The following is a 19,847-nucleotide window of genomic DNA, read 5'->3' on the forward strand; positions in this document are numbered from 1 at the left end:
GCTTTTTATAAAATCAGCACATGTAGATTTTATGAAACCAGTTGCTCTTATAGTCTTACTTCTTGCTTTCAGCTTCTTGCACAGCTTTAAGCACCTTATTTAACAATTCCTCTCCCACTTCTTTTTTACCTATTGTGTCATATACTGATTTGGTTGCATCCCTAAATGCCTGAAGCTCTTGTGGTGAAAGTTCTGTTATTTCCATGCCCGCAGCTTTCAGTTTCTCTAAACCAGCCATAATTTGCTTGTTATTTTCCTCTCTCTCCACTTTCTGCCAGACAAGGGCCCCTTCGTCAATGATTTTTCTGATATCTTCGCTAAGGCTGTTGTAAAACTTGTCGTTAATCATTAAAATATAAGGATTGTATACATGCCCGTCTAAAGTCAAATATTTTTGTGCCTCATAGAATCTCATTGAAACAATCAGGGATATAGGATTTTCCTGCCCATCAATTGTCTTTTGTTGTAATCCTGTATATACCTCGTTAAAGGCCATTGGTGTAGGGCTGGCCCCTAATGCCTTAACAATAGCCATATGTGCGGGGTTCTCCATTGTCCTAATTTTTAAACCTTGCATATCCCCAGGTTTTCGGATAGGCCTCACACTGTTGGTATAATGTCTGAAGCCGTTTTCTCCCCATACCAGACCTCTAATACCAGTCTTTGCCTTCATTAAATCTAATATTTCTCTGCCAACAGGGCCGTCCAGCACCTCGTAAGCAGCTTTTTGAGTAGCAAACAGGTAAGGCAAATCAAATACCATTATTGGGGGGAATATTCCAGGTAACGGTCCTGAGCTCAATGCGGCCATTTGAATTGTCCCCAATTGAACACCTTCCAGTTGCTCCCTTTCCGCGCCTAGCTGACTGGCAGGGTACGTGGTAACTTTAACTTTTCCGTTGGTTTTTTCTTCAACGTATTTTTTAAATGCCTGGCACGCAGCCTCCAGCCTGTCATCAACTGCAGGCGAACTGTGAGATAGTTTAATTTCAACTACTTCCTGACCTCCGCTGCTTTTTGGTTGATTGGACACTTGTTGTTTTTCTCCACTACAACCAGCTATTAATCCAATACTTATTAGTGCCATAAGCAAAAATAAACCTAATTTTCGTAATATTCTCATCATAACAAAACTCCTCCTCTTTCCCCTTATAGATTTAATAAGTAATTGATTTAATAAGTAATTGATTTAATAAGTGATTTCAAACATTCTTTCCAACTCCTGAAGTGAAGTAAATAGATAATTGAGACAGGTGGTGACTATCATCCCCCTTTCAAATAAAAAAATGTTTTTCTTCTTGAACCATGGAACTTTAAATACCTCCTCCACCCGTTAAACTCTCATTTGATTAAATCGCCAACAGTATCTCCTCCTTCTTGAAAATCAATTTTCTATGTCAAGTCATTTTTAGCTTAAATGTTTGTGCATTATTGCTTTCAATATACTCTGATAGCCATTAAGAGTTTTTCTAATTCACGTGATATTTTCGATAGTCTATTATTAATATTCTAAAAATTTTATGACTCTCATTCTTTTATCTAAACTTTTTATGTCATATTTCCCTATTTTCCGACATTATTATGGCAAATATTTTTTATTACCTGTACACTTCATAAATTTAACAATGCAATAAACATGCCAACGGGGAATCTTTAATTTAAACCCTATAATATAGCAAAATGAGTCAATATTGACTCGATAATGAACCAATTTTGACTCACTATTCTTATTTATAAAGGTTAAAAGCCCTATCTTACTTAGGACAATTACTATATAATATACATAAATATGAAATATTTTAAGATGATTCATAAATGAATCATACATCCTTATATGCTAAACAATGAAAACCTCTCCATGTTAAACCAGTGTTTAGGAGGCAAAAAGATGTTTTCAAGCTTTAAGTACGAGAAGTATATTCCAAGTATTAATAATCATATGTTACATACTTTTATTATAGATGAGAAAGGAGAAATTAGAGCATTAGATGTAACTGGGGAGAGATTCCTAAATTCAGTAACCATATCTACATTGAAAGACCACTTATCAAAATTAGAATCTGCATCTTTAACGTCAGGTGCTTCTAGTACAAGCTTTAACATAGGTAACAAAAGCTATTCGATGAAATTAATCCCGTTAGATTCTGAAAAAATAGTGGTAATTCAAGATATTACTCTTTTCAAATCCATTATAGAAGATTTTAAAGAAATTAATCTTATACAATCACAATTGAAAGCTATTTTTGAATCATCATATGATGGAATCTTTGTCACAAATGTTCATGGTACAACTATTTGGGCGAACAAAGCTTACGAAAGAATTACTGGCATTAATGTGTCTGATGTTTTAGAAAAAAATATTGTAGATTTAGAGAAAAGCGGTATGTTTACGCCCATAGTTACACCCACTATCTTGCGAACTCAAAAAAGCCTGACAACAATTCAAACATTCAAAACAGGTAAACAAGCCATAATAACCGGCAGCCCAGTTTTCAACGAAAAAGGTGAATTAATATATATAATTACTAATGTTAGAGACATCACAGAGCTTAGTATCCTACGACAACAATTAAAAAAGGCAAATGAGTTAACTGAGCGATATAAAAATGAACTTACTCTACTAAGGACTCACAATCAAAAATATGACGATATCATAGCTGAAAGTCCGAAAATGAAGCATGTAATAACATCTGCTCTTCAAGTAGCACGATTTGATACCACGGTACTTATTTTAGGAAAATCCGGCGTTGGTAAAGAGGTTATTGCTAAATTAATTCATTCCTCAAGTTTACGAAACAATCATCCATTTATTAAAATTAACTGCAGTGCAATCTCGCCCAATCTTCTGGAATCAGAGCTCTTTGGTTATGAAGCGGGTGCTTTTACAGGAGCCTCTAATAAAGGAAAGCCCGGGTTATTTGAACTAGCTGACGAGGGTACACTATTTTTAGATGAAATTGGTGAAATATCACTGGATTTGCAAGTAAAACTTTTACGAGTATTACAGGAACAAGAAATGTATAGAGTGGGGGGAGTTATACCTAAAAAAGTCAATGTGCGAATTATAACGGCAACAAATCAAAATTTAGAAGAGATGGTTGAACAAGGAAAGTTTAGAGAAGACCTATATTACCGGCTAAATGTTGTACCCATAGAAATTCCACCCCTTAAAGAGAGAAAAGAAGATATTGTACCATTATTATGGCATTTCTGCGAAATTTACAACAAAAAACATAATATGGAGAAATATTTTTCCCCTCAAATAGTTGAGTATTTGGAGAACTACAGTTGGCCAGGAAATGTGAGAGAATTAAAGAATGTTGTAGAGCGCTTAATCATCATGAGTCCAGATAACGAATTACTACCAAAACATCTCCCTAAACACATTAAGAACCTGCATAAGGAACATTCAAATGTTAGAGTAAATAAACTTATACCTTTAAAACAAGCTTTAAGAGAACTGGAAGAACAACTGATCCTTATGGCTCAGGAATCCTGTGGCAGCACAAGAAAAATTGCTGATCTCTTAGGAATAAGCCAATCCAGCGTTGTTCGCAGACTCCGCCAAATCCAAAAAACTGGTAGTTAGATTTAAAAAAGAAAAAGACGCACACGTCTTTTTCTTTTTTATAGTATTGATAAATTAGTGTACATCTAGTACCAATGTCCCCAATTTTTTACCGAAGGCAAATGCTTCAGTTTTTAACTATCTGAAGATTTAAATATACTCGTTACCTGTTTTCATCAACTTGTCTGCCTTTTGATATTATTGTTCATAATATTTTGAGCAAGATACTCTATCGGGTGTAAAACCTGTATATGATAGGATGGGGCAAATAATTTTACGCCTCTTGTGATTTGCATAATGCACGAGGGGCACGAAGCCAACACAACATTCGCCGAAGTATCTAAGATATTGTTTATTTTGGCTCTCAAAATTTGATCAGACATCTTAGGCTGCATAACACTATAGACGCCTGCACCACCGCAACACCAATTTGAGTTTTTCATTTCTTTCAGTATCGTCCCAGGAATAGCAGAAACAACTTTTCTGGGTTCAATTGTTATCTTTTGCCCCCGCCCCAAATGACAAGGATCGTGAACAGTAACAATGTCATCTCTTGTTTTATAACTGAAATTGTCAGGTATACCATATTTTATCAGAAACTCATTAATGTCCATCACTTTATCCGAAAATGCCTTTGCTTCAACAGTGTCTAATAACTCGCCGTATTTTTTAAGAATTCCCCCACAGGTAGCACAGTCAGTAATGATTATGTCATAATTATTAAATTCAACATTGTTTATGTTATACTTTGCTAATTCTTCAAAAGTCTGAATATCACCACTAAACCAGTGGGGTGCGCCACAACACTTATTGGACAAATACTCAACCTGTGCACCGGAACCCCTTACTACTTTCAACGTAGCCTGTGCTAAAGAGTTAAAAACAGCCAGATTTGCACAATTTCTGAAATACCCTATTTTCAAAGTAACATGAGCTTTGCCGGGTAATAACGGCAGATCTTCTTTGTAAGCAGGTAAACCTTGTTCTAACCTTCTCACTTCTTCTATAGGATTTAACTTATTAAAAAATCTGAGTACTTTCTTATCCTTTATTTTTAAATAATATCGTGTGAATTCACCTATAAATTTTAGCATTTTAGGATTAGTTAGCATTTTTTTATAGATAAATTGGGATATGGCATGGGGCTTTTTAACTTTATTTATGTCTCTTTTGGCCAAATTCATAATCATGTCGGTTTTTACCGCTGAAGGACAGCTTTCTACACACGCTCCACACTGTAAGCACGTTTCAACAGAATGAACAATTTGAGACTGCCACTTATATTTATTCTCTGCCACCAATCTTGCTAATCTTACTCTTCCCCGGGCAAGATCCATCTCGTTTTTACTCACCTGGTAAGTAGGACATACCTGTTGACAAAGCCCGCACTTAGTACATTTAAGTAGTAACTCATACATGAGCGACATTCTACCACCTCGCATCTACTTGGTATTAATGCCGAAAAGCATATCAGGATCGATTTTCTTTTTAATCTGGAGATAAGTACTGTGAAAGGTATACTGTTCTAACAATTTTGCCGTTGCGCTATTTAGTATCCGAGGCATCTTTTCCCCTTTTTTAAATACTCGTAGATACCTGGCTTTTACATCATATATGAATGCTGGCATTTCGGGCCCCAGGGTTTGAACAACTTCCATTTCATTTATTGTGATATATTCATCGAATTGTGCTGAATTTTCATGTAGTTTATTTAACGCATTCTTTATAATGTCTTTATTTGTGTGGATTATTGGTGTATCATTTTTTGTCAGTTTATCAACTAAAAAATCACGCAAGTAATGTACTGCCTCCTGGCTGCCTTCATAAACCACCGATATTTTACAAGTCTTGTTATTACTACCTTCACTTACAAAATCAACATTATCGATAATTAAAAATGTAAAATAATGCTTAAAAGGATAAATTAGCTTTAGCAAGTTAGGAAGTTCACAAATAGGAATACAGCAAACAATTAATTCCTTATGAGACTTGACTGGTTGCAGTTTAAGGGTTATTTCGGAAATAAATCCTAAAATCCCTCTACTTCCTATAAATATACTTTTGAGGTCATAACCGCTTGCATTCTTAACAGTTTTACCACCGGTCTTTATAATATCTCCGTTTGGCAGGATAGCTTTTAGGCCAAGTATACATTGATTAAATTCTTTATTAAAATACGTTCCTTCAGCAACGACACCACCTATAGTACGATCAGGTCTCAGTAAAGGACTTCGTACAAGAACTAAACCCTCCGGTTCAACAATCTCATCTATTTCATGTAAGGTTATACCGGACTGGACAGTAATAGTTAGGTTCTCTCTCGCAAGTTCAATAACATTTTTCATATTTCTTGAGGAGAGAAATATATGAGAGCCCCTATTTTCTATTTCCTTTCCTCTTAATGTACTGCCTTGACCGATAGGAACTATGGAAATTTTCCTTTCTAACTCCCCAGTATTTTTAATACAAAAAATTATTTCTTTATCAGAAGCAGGAGCGATAATATGTTTCCCACTTTCCATAAGTTTCATTGTCCACCCTCCTCAGGGATCACCTTTCCCTTATTCAAAATACCCTTGGGGTCCAAGCAATCTTTAATGCTCTTCATGAATTTCAAATCATAAGGAGAGAACTCCCAAAGCATGTATTTCAATTTTTCAATCCCTATACCATGTTCCCCCGAAATCGTCCCCCCTAAATCTATGGCCAACTGTAAGACTTCATCACATGCTTTCTCCATGCGTTCAATCTCCTCCTGATCCCAGGGCGAGTAAAGGAATGTTGGATGAACATTACCGTCACCCGCATGAGCCACTTGCCCAATAACAACATTATACTTTTTCGCTATTAATTGGACGGAGCTCAGCATTTCGGGTAACTTATCCCGGGGTACCACAACATCTTGAGCTAATTGTGAAGGTCTAATTCTACCCATAGCACCAAAATTAGATTGGCGCGCTTTCCATAACAGGGTCCTTTCTTCCGGAGACTGGGCCTTGGAAACACTAATACAATGGTTTTTGTGTAGAATTTTTTCTATACGAATTAATGTACCGGGAATCTCAACATCTAACCCATCTACTTCAATAAGAAGTAAGGCTTCAGTGTTAGGGTTTAAACCAAAATTTATGTAATCATTTACTGCCTGCGCCGAGGCACGGTCCATAATCTCCAGGGTTGTCGGTATGATACCCTCAGCAATAATCTCTGAGACCGCTTTACCTACATCCTGAAGGGATGTAAAAAACGTCAAAAGTGTTCCGGTACTTTGCGGCAAAGGAGTCATTTTTACACATATCCTGGTTATAATCCCAAAAGTACCTTCGGAACCACAGAACATGCCTGTGATATCAGGTTCCATACCGTAATTTGGGGATAGTATTCCGGTTGTAATTAGTTCTCCAGTAGGCATAACAACTTCAAGTCCTAAAATGTGATTTTTCGTAACGCCATACCTGACTCCTTTAATACCGCCGGCATTCTCAGCCACATTACCACCTAGACTAGACACACGAAAACTAGCAGGGTCAGGAGCAAACATATACCCATATGGTTCAATAACTTCCTGCAACTCACCATTGGGCAGGCCTGGTTCAACAATAGCGAATTCATGCTCAGTATTTATTTCAAGGATTTTTTTCATCCTGGATAAGACAAGGACAATACCACCATAAATGGGTACAACCCCCCCGCTAAGGCAAGTTCCTGAACCACGGGGCAAGATAGGTATATCTTCACGATTCGCCAGCTTCACCAGTTCAATGATTTGTTCAGTACTCTCAGGGAATACTACTGCTTCGGGCATGTTATAGTAGGGTGAAGCATCATAGGCATATACTTCAAGAGCAATTGTATCAGTAATAACATTCTCCTTGCCAACTATATCCCCGATTCTTTCCAGTAATTCCTTTCTTAACACACTATATCCCCCTTAACTAAACCCCGTATCCGGTAAATCCACTATCAATCATAAAATCTAGTCATAAGTGCTCTAACCTATTAATACTGACTTAAAAACGGCTAAGCGGTCCTTCGAGGCCTGTACAAGTATGCCAGCATCCGTAGAATGCATAATGTACTGTACCCCACGGTCAACCCAATAACGGGCGTCTTCGGGGTCCCGGGCAAAAGTACCGATGGTCACCCCTTTTTTCCGGCAGGCCTCTGTTACCTTCTCCATGACCGTAACAACACTGGGGTGCTTTACTTGTCCCGGAACACCCAATGATTGTGACAAATCCCATGGTCCCAGGAAAATTACATCAATACCCGGAACTGTTATTATTTCCTCGATCTTTTCTGCTACCTGGGCACCTTCAATATGAACCACCGTTAATACTTCCTCATTGGAAGTCTGTATATGTTCAGCCGGTGGAGTAACAGAATAACCGGCGGCGCGGACAAAACTGCACAATCCCCTCTTACCTTCCGGATAATAACGGGCGGCTTCCATCAGGGTCTTTACTTGCTGTGCCGTTTCAATTTGGGGAATCTGTACACCTTCCGCGCCTGTATCCAAAGCCCGCATAACATAGGACACTCTTGGCTCGGCAATTCTGACGAGACCAGTAATTCCGGCACTGCGTGCAGCGCGTAACATATGCTCTAATGCAGGAAAATCGTAAACACCATGTTCCATATCTATTACCACGAAGTCCCAACCTGTAAGACCCAGTATTTCCACAGAAGCCGGACTTAGACGAGCAAAGGTGCCCATACAAACCTTGCCTTCCTTTAACTTTCTTTTTAGCATATTCTCACGCATTCCTATTTTCTCCTTTCTCTTTCAAAGAACTGTAGCATTACGTCACGGTAAGCCTGAAAGTAGGTAGCTCAAGTATCTTAAGAACATTATCCAATTCTCCCCCACCGGCATCATTACCATTAATACCCAAATCTTCAGAAGATATATCCACTACAGCCAGTACCTCACTTATTAAATTTAACATGCAATAAACATGCCAACGGGGGATGCTCCACTTCAAAGTGAAAAAATAAGCAAATGAGTCAATAACGACTCATCTTCGAATCATTATTGACTCATTTGCTTAAGAAAGTTTATGAAACTCTAAATAAGACAGAATAAAAAAACGCAGGCTAAGCCTCGCGTTTTTTTATTCTGCCGTCCATCCTCCATCCATGACTGGTGCTTTCCCTCACCGCTACAAAATCATAATTTATGACATAATTAAATTAGGTATTTGCCTAACCCTTTCGCTGTTTATATCTGATTTAATATAGGCTCTTGTAGATATTATAGACATCGCTCCAGGTAAGGGGTACATAATTGTTCTTCATCAGGCGTTCTTGCGCCATGGCCGCTGTAGTAAACATTTCAATCTCTTCTTCCTTCATGCCGTATTCCCTGAGCTGTTTCCTGCGGATAACCACAGAGAGCAGATTATCCAGGGCAGCCAGGGCATCCTCTCCCTCTTTCAGCCCCATAATTTCTTTAATTAGTTGATTAAAATTCGCTATTTTACCGCTAGGATTATATTGATTATACACCTGCATGACGGCACTGAAAAACGCGTAGTTTGCCTCACCGTGGGACACGTGATACCCACCACCCAAGGGATATGAGAGGGCATGCACTGCCGCTACCCCGGTATTGGCGAAGGCGATTCCCGCATATGTGCTGGCCAGTAAAACCCCTCCAATGTTTTTGTAAGCCGCTTCCTGGCCTTCCTCCGATATTTTCTTATAAACACCCAATATGTCTTGAATAGCTTTTACGCTGAAAAGCTCTGTAAAAGGATTGGATTTGGGCGCCAGGTAGGATTCCACTGCGTGAATCAAGGCATCAATGGAACTGAATGCGAAGAATCTATACGGCAAACCCTTGAGGAGAGACGGAATTAGCACTGCCTGATCCGGGAATAAAACGGGATTGACTATCCCTTTCTTCACACGGGCCTGGGTATCTTCCATAATGGATATATTGGTTACTTCGCTTCCTGTGCCGCAGGTGGTAGGAATCACCACCAGCTTTTTATCCTTGACCACCGGACTTCTCCCATATAATATCTCTAGCACATCTTCCACACCCTGGAGTATCAAGATTTTCGCCACATCTATGACCGTGCCACCTCCCACGGCTATTACCCGCTGGTAATCTTTGCCATTCAATTCAGAAACGATGGCATTGATCATTCAGTAGTTATGCAGTTTCAGGATAATTTTCCCAATCCCATAACCTAAGTTCCAAAGAATGTGGCCAGAATTTATCAATAAGCCTTGAAAAACGCTGGGTTGCCGTGTCAAAATAGACTTGGATCAACTGCTCGCAACAGCGGATCCGACAACCGGCGTTGAAGAAGTACCTTATCACTTCGCAGAGGGAGGGGGCTTGTTCGGCGCCTTCTTTATTGCACTCCCAAGAGGCATAACAAAGAAGGGTCTTCGCTGTAAACAAGAGCTCCACATGTGCGAAATGAGCTGTTTCAGACTGAGCATAGCAAGATGTTAAACCAAGATTCTGTTTAGCGGTGCGGTAAAAAACTTCTATTCTCCATCGTTTAACATAGGCAGTTGCAGCTTCTTCCGGCGTATCTACGCGATTGCTTATCAGGAGATACGCATCCTTGAAGGTTGCTGGGCATTCTTCCTCCGGAAGAACTATGCTGCCCTCGACAGCCTGCTTCTCATAAGTGGCTGCAATGGCAGCTATGGGTAAAAAACGTTGTCTAGTAATGGGTTTTCCCTTGCGTGTTAAGGTCTCATAGGGCATTTTGATGTAAATGTCCGGAATACTGAGAACCGATTCTTTGCCAAGGACCCGAAGCTGGGAATAAACTTCTCGCAGCAGTTGCTTCGGATTAAGTTTAATGTAGCGTTCCTTTCCTAGTACCGGGTCGTAGATTTTCCTGAATAGCGCTGTGTTACGTTTGGCTTTGGTAACCCAGTCAAAATTTTGACCCATCAGCCAGTTCAGGAACTTTTTACACAAAAACCAGCGATCCATGGCTACCCATAGTCTGGCCTTGTTCAGCTGACGAGCCTCTGCGAGCATCTGTTTAGCAAGATCAAGCTTGCTTTGTTTTTCATTCTCCTGACCGGTTTTAACCCAAAAGCGCCATAACATGGGATATTCAAGACCATTCTTTAAGATAGCCAGGGTCGACACAAGATTAATACACCATACATGGCGCTTATCCGAACTGTCAAAGAGCCAACAGAGAAAGGGGATTTTTTTACCGTGAGGATGCTCAATTTTGGTATCGTCTAAGGCAATGATATCGCCGTCGGTCAGCCTGCTATCCGTATTTTCTTGTAACCTGGCAAATCTGCCCAAAGAGAACCGGAGCCACTGAAAGGGCTTGGAGAGAAACCGGCTGAAGGCACTTTGAGAGATGATTTGCCCGGAAAGCAGTTGTTGTAAAAATGGAGCTTCCGTTGAAAACTTAGCATTTTGATTTGCAGAACTTGAATGATTAACAAGGCCGCAGATGTAGGCAAAAGCCAGGAGCCACGCTGGAATTCCGGAGTGTTTGCGTATTCCGGACTGGGAAAACAGCAGAGACAGGTCAAATAAATCCCAAATTGTCTTGAGTACCGGGATTCCGGCACCTTGACCGTGATCCTTTTTTTCGAAAGTTGGTTTACACAGTTTCTTCATCAGCATCACCCATATCGCTAGAGTGATGGTAGAAAATACCATCCAAAGCGATTATGGGGGCTTTCCGAAAAAGTCAAGCCTTTTTTGTCGAAAATTAGGATCTTTTTTAAAATATTTTTTGAGTTATCATTTTCTATTTATTTCCACCAACTGCATAACTCCTGGATCATTTTATCGTTGGGCTCACCGTAGCCATAATTCTCCTGGAAGATGACATGACACGGCAGGTTATAGCCTTTCAGATGGTTATCGAAGATTACAGCGTTAGTGACAAGCAAATCCTCCTCATTGAGGGCAAACTCCTGTATAAACTCTGGGAAAGTGTCATATTGATAAAGCTCTGTAGGCAATTTAAAACTATACAATTTACCATCATCCTTTCTACGAAGGATATATCGTACTTTTACCTATTTGCTTTGGTCCATACTGCTGCTGCAGCCGATATTACCTACCTTAACTTCCTTGACATTAACTTTTTCGGAAGCTGTATACTCAATCAGGAAGTAGAGAATGATACCGCTGGCTAAGCCCCAGGCGGCGCCCTTGATAGCCAGGATGGCAGCCATAGTCATAGCCACTCCCCGCTGCATATTGTTATCAAGCATTTTCATACCGATATATCCACAAGCAAAGGCTTGCACCACCATAGTAAGGGCAAAGAATATACCAAAGGCCGGTTTAATCAGGGTAACCAGGGGCATTAACATAACAGCAATAACGGTGGCAGCCCGGAAGGTACCTACGCCTCCCCAGTAGGAAGGTAATGTCTTATATCCCATCTTATACCGTTCTGTTATTGTTAGCAGACCGGAAGCCCAGAGAGGACCATTCAAGGGCACCCAGGGCGCGAAGAGACCCATAATACCATTTCTGATGGCTGATACCAGGTTGGAGCGGGAAGCATCAAATTCCACAGTTTCATCTTCCCTGGCTGCAGTGGCATCATTAACGATCTCTTTAGCCAAAATAAAGTCGCCGAAGGCGATGATGTACGCGGTCAATGCCATGGGCAAGGCATTAATAAAGAACTTTAATTCGGGCCAGCCCAGGCCGAAGACTGTATAATTCTGCAGAACATACCCAAAATTAACGGGTGTCAAAGACCAGACGATCTGGGGCACAGGCAATTCTTTCAAGAGATAAGGTCCAACAATAATGGCAAAAAGTTGGGCAGGGACAATTCCCTGATTTCTCAATATCTTAATCCACCTGTTCTTTTCGGCAGCTTTGGCAAATGTACCCGAGAATAAGAAGAAATAGGCGATTAAGGTGGAGAGGATAATAGTCATCGGTGCTAACTTTAATCTAACATTTATTACGTTGAGAGCGGCCGCGAAACCGGCGCCTAGAATAATGCCTCCCCTTACGGAGATGGGGATTCTATCGATTAATTTCTTTCCTACCCCAGTAGCCCCCATGACGAAAAAGAGCAAGGCTACAAGCAATTGTAAGGCAATCATCGCATGGATTCGATCAGGACCGATGGCATATGCCGATAGATAACCTATGGTTAAAGGTAAAGCCGGAGTTATCCAGCCTGGTACAACCGGGTCGCCCAGATGAGCCGGGAGTGCATAGCAGATGGCATTTAAAACACCGAAGGTAAGGGCTATCTAGAAACTATTAACACCTAAAACCTCCATGGTTGTGGCCACACCGGCGCCTAAACAAGCAACGCCCAAGAACATTGCTGCGAAACATTCTGTCCATTCCCATTCATAATGTAATAAAGGCAGCCTTATTTTGAAAGGACCAAAGGGTATATAGGGTTGGATTCCTCCATAATCCCTCTTCAAGATAGGAAAAGTTCCTGACGGTAGTTTTTGCCCTTTTAAGGGTACTTCGCTCGACATCGCATTACCTCCTTTTTGTTGTTAATCAACTTAATGTTTAAAGCACTTTTATTTTATAATTAGTAAACTGCCAAATCCCCCCTTTTTTATTAGTTTTTATGATTTAGAATAAAACCACTATACAACATAGTTACAATTGCAAGTTCTATGCCAATATAATTCCTTTAGTTAGTCATCGTTTTATACATGATATTCAACCGCCAACCCTGTAAAACCAAACAATAAAAAATCACCGACACATATGAGAATAATTACTTTTGCCTCTACAGGATTAAAAAACAGTGTACCATTGCACTCTTTTGTGCGTTGTTGCACTGTTTCCCATTCAAGTTTGATTCGTTTTATTTTTTCAGTCTTCTCTAACTGAAAATACTTGTGCAAAAATGCACATCACCTGTTTTTGCCTTCCTTTTAACCTTACGAAATAAAATTACCCAAGGAAAATTATTATCTATATTTAATTTAGTTTGGTTAAAATAGTTCAATACTTGGCACACAATTTGCATGAATATGATTAATGACCATTATAGAATAAAAACTTATTGAGGAGGTATTTGTATGCCCTTAAAAACAAAAGAAGAGTATATTGAATCTTTGCGAAAAATGAAGTTTAAGCTTTATCTCTTCGGTGAAAGGGTCGAAAACATTGTAGACAATCCCATCGTCCGCCCTTCCATGAATTCGGTGGCTATGACCTATGAACTGGCCCATGACCCCCAATATGAAGACTTGATGACGGCTACCTCCAGTCTCACCGGAAAGAAGATAAACCGCTTCTGTCACCTGCATCAAAGCCATGATGACCTGGTTAAAAAAGTAAAAATGCTCCGTCTCTTAGGTCAAAAGACAGCCTCCTGCTTCCAGCGCTGCGTGGGGATGGATGCCATAAATGCCGTAGACAGCACTACTTACGAAATAGATCAGAAATACGGCACAGAATACCACAAGCGTTTCCGCAACTGGCTATTAAAAATGCAGGAAAACGACTGGACAGTGGACGGGGCCATGACTGATCCCAAAGGAGACCGGAGTCTTTCTCCTTCGCAGCAGAAAGATCCCGATATGTTTGTCCATGTTATAGAAGAAAGAAAAGACGGTATTATTGTGAGAGGCGCCAAGTGCCATCAGACCGGAGCCCTAAACTCCCACGAAATCCTGATTATGCCCACCATTGCCATGGGTGAAGCAGACAAGGACTATGCCATATCTTTTGCCCTTCCTGCAGACAGCGAAGGCATAATCTATATTTACGGACGCCAATCCTGCGACACCCGGAAACTAGAAGAGGGAACCATGGACTTGGGCAACGCCCAATTCGGGGGACATGAATCTCTGGTAATTCTGGACAATGTATTTGTACCCTGGGAAAGGGTCTTTATGTATAAAGAATATGACTTCTCCGGGATGCTTGTAGAGCGTTTTGCCGGCTATCACCGTCAGAGCTACGGCGGCTGCAAGGTAGGTGTAGGCGATGTCCTCATCGGGGCAGCAGCCCTGGCCGCAGACTATAACGGAGCCAGCAAAGCCAGCCACATTAAGGATAAGCTTATTGAAATGACCCACCTGAATGAAACTCTCTACGCCTGTGGTATCGCCTGCTCCTGCCAGGGCCGCCCCACAGCTACGGGAACCTATCTCATTGACCTGCTCCTGGCCAATGTTTGTAAGCAAAACGTTACCCGCTTCCCCTATGAAATTGCCCGCCTGGCTGAAGATATCGCCGGCGGACTGATGGTCACCATGCCTTCGGAAAAAGACCTGAAAAACCCGGAAATTGGCCACTATGTGGAAAAATACCTTAGAGGCGTTTTTGAAATTCCTACAGAACACCGGCTCCGTATCCTGCGCCTCATCGAAAACCTCACTTTGGGAACGGCGGCCGTGGGCTATCGTACTGAATCCATGCATGGCGCCGGGTCTCCCCAGGCCCAACGTATCGTCATCTCCCGCCAGGCCAATTTCAATGCTAAAAAAGAACTGGCCAAAAAAATAGCAGGTATTACGGAGTAGCAATAAAACAGGGCCAAACAGATTAAAAGTTAAACAAGCAACTGTTTGGCCTCTTCCTGTCTTCAGGCTATTATTTGTATTCACAAGCAATTTATTTTATTTCGCTGGGGAGTGAGCGTATGTTTTGGAGAAACAGAATTACTTCAGCAGAAAATGCCATTAAAGCCATTCAATCAGGGTCTCGGGTGGTCATCGGTCATGCTTGCGGCGAACCCCAAACCCTGGTTGAAGCCATGGTAGCCCAGGCTGAGCGCCTGGAGAATGTGGAAATCGTCCATATGGTAGCAATGGGTAAAGCCAAGTACTGCCAGCCCGGAATGGAAAGGCACTTTCGCCATAATGCCCTGTTCGTAGGCGGTTCTACCCGGAAAGCCGTACAGGAAGGCAGGGCAGACTATACTCCCTGCTTCTTTTCAGAAATACCCCGCCTCTTTACTAACGGCTGCCTGCCCGTTGATGTAGCTCTTATCCAAGTCTCCAAACCTGATAATCACGGCTACTGCAGTTTCGGCGTCTCGGTAGATTATACCCGGCCTGCGGCTCTGGCTGCCAAAACCGTCATCGCCGAAGTTAACGAAGAGATGCCCCGGACCTTAGGAGACTGCTTTATCCATGTTTCCCAAATAGACTATATTGTAGAAACTTCTGTTCCCCTCATTGAGCTTCCCAAACCCGAAATTTCCCAAGTGGAAGAAAAAATCGGCTACCACGTGGCCCAGCTTGTAGAAGATGGTTCTACCCTGCAGTTGGGAATTGGGGCCATACCTGATGCCGTACTTCTCTTCCTCAAGGATAAAAAAGATTTGGGCATCCATACAGAAATGTTTTCTGACGGAGTAGTGGAACTGGTTGAAGCAGGGGTCATAACAAACGCCGCAAAAACTTTGCACCCAGGTAAAATCGTAGCCAATTTTCTGATGGGCACAAAAAAACTTTACGACTTTGTAAATGACAATCCCATGGTGGAAATGTATTCGGTAGATTATACCAATGATCCCTTCGTGATTGCAAAGAACCATAAAATGGTTTCCATCAATTCCGCTCTCCAGGTGGACCTGACAGGTCAGGTCTGTGCAGATACTATTGGGTATAAGCAGTACAGCGGCGTGGGAGGTCAGGTGGATTTCGTACGGGGCGCCAGCCGTTCGCCTGGGGGCAAATCAGTTATTGCTCTTCCTTCCACTGCCATGGGTGGGAAACTCTCCCGGATTGTCACCTCTCTAGACGAGGGTGCCTCCGTCACCACATCCCGTAATGATGTACATTTTGTAGTAACCGAGTACGGCATTGCCGATTTACGCGGCAAGAGTTTACGTCAAAGGGCGGCAGCATTAATACAAATCGCCCACCCGAATTTCCGGGAAAACCTCTCTAAAACCTTTAAAAACAGGTTTAACTAACTTAGATTCTACACCGATCTCCTTCCCCTCAAGTCCTTTGAGGTTTTTTTTACCCCCGAGAACTTTTCCGGAACAGGATTTCTCTTGGCCATGCAGAACTAAGAAGACTAGGCGACCAGTAATACGTATTTACCGAGGGGTGTGGCTATGCCAGAAAAAACCTACCTGAATTCCGGAGAATCCCTTACCGAAGAACTCCTTACCATTCTTGAATCCACCTATAATGGCATCATTGCTATCAACAAGGAAGGAATAGTCACCATCATAACAAGTCTGCGGAACGCTTTTTAGGAAAACCTGCTTCTCTGGTCCTCGGCAGACATATTAAAGAAATTTTGGTTAATACGGGTCTTTTGGAAGTAATGAGAACAGGCCAAGCCCAAGCAGGTCAGAAACTGACTATCGGGGACCGGACCTTTATTACCAACAGGACCCCAATCTATAAAGACGGGGAAATCATTGGGGCTATCGGTGTCTTTCAGGACATCTCCGACCTGGATTCAATTTCCCGGGAACTCAGGTCGGTGCGGGAAATAAGCGAGGAGTTGGACGCAATAATTGAATCATCCTACGACGGCATCTATGTTACCGACGGTGTAGGTGTAACTATCCGGGTGAATAAAGCCTATGAACGAATTACCGGTGTGTTAGCCAAAGAAGTAATAGGGCGTAACATGAAAGATTTAGTCAAAGAAGGTTTCTTTGATCAGTCTGTTACCCTCATCGTCCTGGAAAAGAAGCAGCCCGCCACCATCATGCAGGAAATAAAGAAAACCGGGAAACAAGTGATTGTCACGGGAAATCCTGTCTACAATTCCGAAGGAAAAATTGTTCGCGTAGTAACAAATGTTCGTGATATTACGGAACTTAACACTTTAAAAAGTCAACTGGAAAAGACCCAGAATCTTTCCCAACGTTACTACTCCGAACTCCAGCACTTGAGAAGCCAGCAAATGGACCTGGAAGGGATGATTGTAGTCAGCCCCGAGATGAAAACTATTATCGAAAAAGTGAAACGGATCAGCCAGGTTGAATCTACCGTCTTAATCATGGGAGAGTCCGGTGTGGGAAAAGAAAATATCGCCAAACTCATTCACCGTTGCAGTCCCAGGTTTGAGGGGCCTTTTATTAAAATCAACTGCGGAGCTATCCCGGAAAACCTATTAGAGTCTGAACTCTTTGGTTACGAAACGGGCGCTTTCACAGGAGCCAAAAAAGGTGGCAAACCAGGACTAGTTGAACTGGCCAACGGGGGTTCTTTGTTTCTTGATGAAATTGGTGAGTTAGGCTTAGCCATGCAGGTTAAACTCCTGCGCCTTCTGCAGGAAAAGGAATTTATCCGGGTAGGAGGCACACAAACCCAGTTAGCCAATATACGGATTATTGCTGCAACCAATAAAGATTTAAAAGCCATGGTCCAGGAAAAGCATTTCCAGGAAGATCTATATTATCGCCTCAATGTGGTCCCTATTTATATTCCTCCCCTCCGGGATGAGATTTCGGAGAACGACCTGCCGGAACACATCAAAGGGCAAATCTCTCCGGGCGAAAAAAAGGTGAAAACCCTCGAACAAATAGTGGCCGAGATCGAAGAGGACGCTATCTCCAAGGCCTTAGAACGCAACAAAAATATGGAAAAAGCTGCCCACGCTCTAGGGATTCACAGGACTACCCTTCTCCGCAAAGCCAGGAAGTATGGCATCACTATTAGCGGTTCCTAGTTATTAGCAGCAAAGTTACTATTTACTAGCGAGGAGCTGAACAATGAAAAAAATCGGTATCAAATACTGCGGTAATTGTAACCCACATATTGACAGTCCTGCTATCATCAACTATCTTAAAGAACACAGCAAAGGAGAATGGGAGTTTGTCTCCTGGAATGACAATGAGATGGCCCTTTTAATTATCATGAGCGGTTGCCCTGCCGATTGTGCTACCCGCCCTGATTTTCAAGGTAAAGTCATTTCTGTAAGCGGCCTGTATGTAGACCTACATCCCGTAGAGGAAAAGGTCCTTAAAGAAACATTATTAAAGAAAGTTTATGAAACTCTAAATAAGACAGAATAAGAACGCAGGCTTAGCCTGCGTTTTTTTAACGTATAGGAAAGTATAAAAATTTTTGTGGTTCTCAGCCCTTGCTAAGCAAGGGTTTTTTCAACGTATAGGAAAGTATAAAAATTTTTGTGGTTCTCAGCCCTTGCTAAGCAAGGGTTTTTTCATTTTTTACGGCCCTGGGCTTAGCAGCTAATATAGGCAGATAGTGTTCCAGTTTCATGATCTTTTCGCCACGGTCGTAGCAGCGGTCATGGATGGCTACCAGCTTGGTTGAATCGTAAATCTCTAATCGGTCGACGAAGGCCTCAACACGTAACTTTCTATGGGCATATTCTATGGGGACAGAATAGTAATTACGGCTGAATTGGAAGAGGAGCAGCTTACTTACTGAAATCATATGAGTGCTGGAACATTTAAACGGGGCTGATGGTAAGGGCCTTAGTTCTTGACGTTCCTGCTCCCAGTCTTTAATACGCAATTGCCGTTGTTTTTCGCACCAGTTCAGGAGCATACTGTTGAGTTCATCTAATGAGTTGACTTCGGGTACTGGTACTAGGGCATTTTGCCGGACATACTTGACCAGATTCTCCACCGTCCCCTTCTCATTACCACTGTGGGGATTACAGAACTCGCTGTCAAAAAGATAGTGGGCGCGGAGACTGGAGAAATGCTTATGTTCTTCTCGGTAAGGTCCCTTTAGGATCTTAGTTACAGCCGTCTTAGGGTTATCGTAGACAAGATTCCAAGGGATTCCTCCCAGCCATTCAAAAGCCCTTCTATGGCCTTCTAAGAAACCTTCTAGCTTTTCTGTGGGGGAGGCCCATACAAAGGAGACTAGACTTGCTTTAAGTCTTAGGCAGAAGAGGGATACTTCAGTTAACTTACCATTTATGTAGACCTTGGCTCTCCCCCAATCAACCTGGGCTTGTTCGCCCCAGTCTGCTGTTAGAGGCACATAGGCTTCATTGAGTTCATTTTTCACTATTCTGACATATCTCCGTACTGTTGTTTCGCTTCCTGTATAGTCATATTCTTCACAAAGGCGGTGATATATCCTCCTGGCTGTATGTTGTTGTTTTTCGGGTTGGGTTTTATCTAGTTCTAGCCATTCCCTAATTATTTCTTTATATGGGTCTAATACGGGACAGGGCTTTTCTTGGGATAGTTGGTATTTCGGTATTTCTGAGTTTTGAAGGGCTTTTCTTACTGTCTGCCGGGCCACGTGTAGATTCCGGCTAATCTTTCGTATGGACCACCCTTCAATGTAATACTTTTTTCTGATATACTCTTTATCGACCATTCCGATCATGTCCTTTCCTCCTGTACGATGTTGTCTTTGCAAC

The 19,847-nt window shown here is 41.7% G+C and carries 19 protein-coding genes; 6 read left to right on the forward strand and 13 right to left on the reverse strand.

From position 1 onward, the window contains the following. Positions 1-55 precede the first annotated feature (55 nt). A complete protein-coding gene (locus tag BR63_RS10025) occupies positions 56-1,126 on the reverse strand; it encodes a TRAP transporter substrate-binding protein (protein ID WP_207724708.1) in 1,071 nt (356 codons plus the stop codon). 762 nt (positions 1,127-1,888) lie between these two features. Here BR63_RS10025 and BR63_RS10030 point away from each other — a divergent pair. Next, positions 1,889-3,589 (forward strand): sigma-54 interaction domain-containing protein, encoded by a 1,701-nt coding sequence (locus BR63_RS10030; RefSeq protein WP_051965644.1) that lies wholly within the window; start codon positions 1,889-1,891, stop codon positions 3,587-3,589. A gap of 155 nt (positions 3,590-3,744) precedes the next feature. Here the strand turns inward: BR63_RS10030 and BR63_RS10035 are convergent, their stop codons facing one another. From BR63_RS10035 to BR63_RS10080, 11 genes are all read right to left on the reverse strand, one after another. Then, positions 3,745-5,010, reverse strand: coding sequence for a (Fe-S)-binding protein (locus BR63_RS10035; protein WP_081908108.1), 1,266 nt, complete (start codon positions 5,008-5,010; stop codon positions 3,745-3,747). Next, positions 5,011-6,099, reverse strand: a complete 1,089-nt coding sequence (locus BR63_RS10040) for an FAD-binding oxidoreductase (RefSeq protein ID WP_034421641.1) — start codon at positions 6,097-6,099, stop codon at positions 5,011-5,013. Then, on the reverse strand, positions 6,096-7,487 hold the full coding sequence (locus tag BR63_RS10045; RefSeq protein ID WP_034421643.1) for an FAD-binding oxidoreductase: 1,392 nt from the start codon (positions 7,485-7,487) through the stop codon (positions 6,096-6,098). Before BR63_RS10045 ends, BR63_RS10040 begins: the two co-directional genes overlap by 4 nt. 72 nt (positions 7,488-7,559) lie before the next feature. Further along, positions 7,560-8,333: an HpcH/HpaI aldolase family protein gene (locus BR63_RS10050; protein WP_034421644.1), complete on the reverse strand. Its 774-nt coding sequence runs from the start codon at positions 8,331-8,333 to the stop codon at positions 7,560-7,562. Positions 8,334-8,370: 37 nt separating this feature from the next. Beyond that, a complete protein-coding gene (locus tag BR63_RS10055) occupies positions 8,371-8,517 on the reverse strand; it encodes a hypothetical protein (RefSeq protein WP_153802059.1) in 147 nt (48 codons plus the stop codon). A 283-nt stretch (positions 8,518-8,800) separates the two neighbouring features. Beyond that, positions 8,801-9,721: an iron-containing alcohol dehydrogenase gene (locus BR63_RS10060; protein WP_034421646.1), complete on the reverse strand. Its 921-nt coding sequence runs from the start codon at positions 9,719-9,721 to the stop codon at positions 8,801-8,803. A 7-nt stretch (positions 9,722-9,728) separates the two neighbouring features. Beyond that, positions 9,729-11,186 carry a transposase gene (locus BR63_RS10065; protein WP_243269974.1) on the reverse strand — a complete coding sequence of 486 codons (1,458 nt, stop codon included), beginning with the start codon at positions 11,184-11,186 and terminating at the stop codon, positions 9,729-9,731. Between the two features lie 137 nt (positions 11,187-11,323). Beyond that, positions 11,324-11,551 (reverse strand): hypothetical protein, encoded by a 228-nt coding sequence (locus tag BR63_RS10070; RefSeq protein WP_034425954.1) that lies wholly within the window; start codon positions 11,549-11,551, stop codon positions 11,324-11,326. Positions 11,552-11,593: 42 nt separating this feature from the next. Beyond that, positions 11,594-12,646, reverse strand: coding sequence for a hypothetical protein (locus tag BR63_RS10075; protein WP_207724709.1), 1,053 nt, complete (start codon positions 12,644-12,646; stop codon positions 11,594-11,596). A 153-nt stretch (positions 12,647-12,799) separates the two neighbouring features. Continuing rightward, complete coding sequence (locus tag BR63_RS19350) at positions 12,800-13,039, reverse strand: hypothetical protein (RefSeq protein WP_207724710.1); 240 nt, start codon at positions 13,037-13,039, stop codon at positions 12,800-12,802. Positions 13,040-13,219: 180 nt separating this feature from the next. Further along, a complete protein-coding gene (locus BR63_RS10080) occupies positions 13,220-13,420 on the reverse strand; it encodes a hypothetical protein (RefSeq protein ID WP_034425952.1) in 201 nt (66 codons plus the stop codon). A gap of 177 nt (positions 13,421-13,597) precedes the next feature. On the opposite strand from BR63_RS10080, the gene BR63_RS10085 reads away from it, so the two are divergent. The 5 genes from BR63_RS10085 to BR63_RS10105 all read left to right on the forward strand — a co-directional run bounded on the left by BR63_RS10085 (position 13,598) and on the right by BR63_RS10105 (position 18,516). Next, the gene (locus BR63_RS10085) at positions 13,598-15,049 is read left to right on the forward strand and encodes a 4-hydroxyphenylacetate 3-hydroxylase family protein (RefSeq protein ID WP_034425949.1); all 1,452 of its coding nucleotides are present in this window, start codon (positions 13,598-13,600) and stop codon (positions 15,047-15,049) included. A 119-nt stretch (positions 15,050-15,168) separates the two neighbouring features. Next, on the forward strand, positions 15,169-16,449 hold the full coding sequence (locus tag BR63_RS10090; protein WP_034425948.1) for an acetyl-CoA hydrolase/transferase family protein: 1,281 nt from the start codon (positions 15,169-15,171) through the stop codon (positions 16,447-16,449). Positions 16,450-16,596: 147 nt separating this feature from the next. Further along, complete coding sequence (locus BR63_RS10095) at positions 16,597-16,740, forward strand: hypothetical protein (protein WP_153802198.1); 144 nt, start codon at positions 16,597-16,599, stop codon at positions 16,738-16,740. A 32-nt stretch (positions 16,741-16,772) separates the two neighbouring features. Beyond that, positions 16,773-18,170: a sigma-54 interaction domain-containing protein gene (locus BR63_RS10100; RefSeq protein ID WP_243270115.1), complete on the forward strand. Its 1,398-nt coding sequence runs from the start codon at positions 16,773-16,775 to the stop codon at positions 18,168-18,170. A 43-nt stretch (positions 18,171-18,213) separates the two neighbouring features. Further along, positions 18,214-18,516: a hypothetical protein gene (locus tag BR63_RS10105; protein ID WP_034425946.1), complete on the forward strand. Its 303-nt coding sequence runs from the start codon at positions 18,214-18,216 to the stop codon at positions 18,514-18,516. 133 nt (positions 18,517-18,649) lie between these two features. Here the strand turns inward: BR63_RS10105 and istA are convergent, their stop codons facing one another. Continuing rightward, a complete protein-coding gene (gene istA / locus BR63_RS10110; RefSeq protein WP_243269975.1) occupies positions 18,650-19,813 on the reverse strand; it encodes an IS21 family transposase in 1,164 nt (387 codons plus the stop codon). Positions 19,814-19,847 lie beyond the last annotated feature (34 nt).

Origin of the sequence: Thermanaerosceptrum fracticalcis, assembly GCF_000746025.2 — a bacterium.
In the GTDB taxonomy this organism is placed as follows: Bacteria; Bacillota; Peptococcia; order DRI-13; family DRI-13; genus Thermanaerosceptrum; species Thermanaerosceptrum fracticalcis.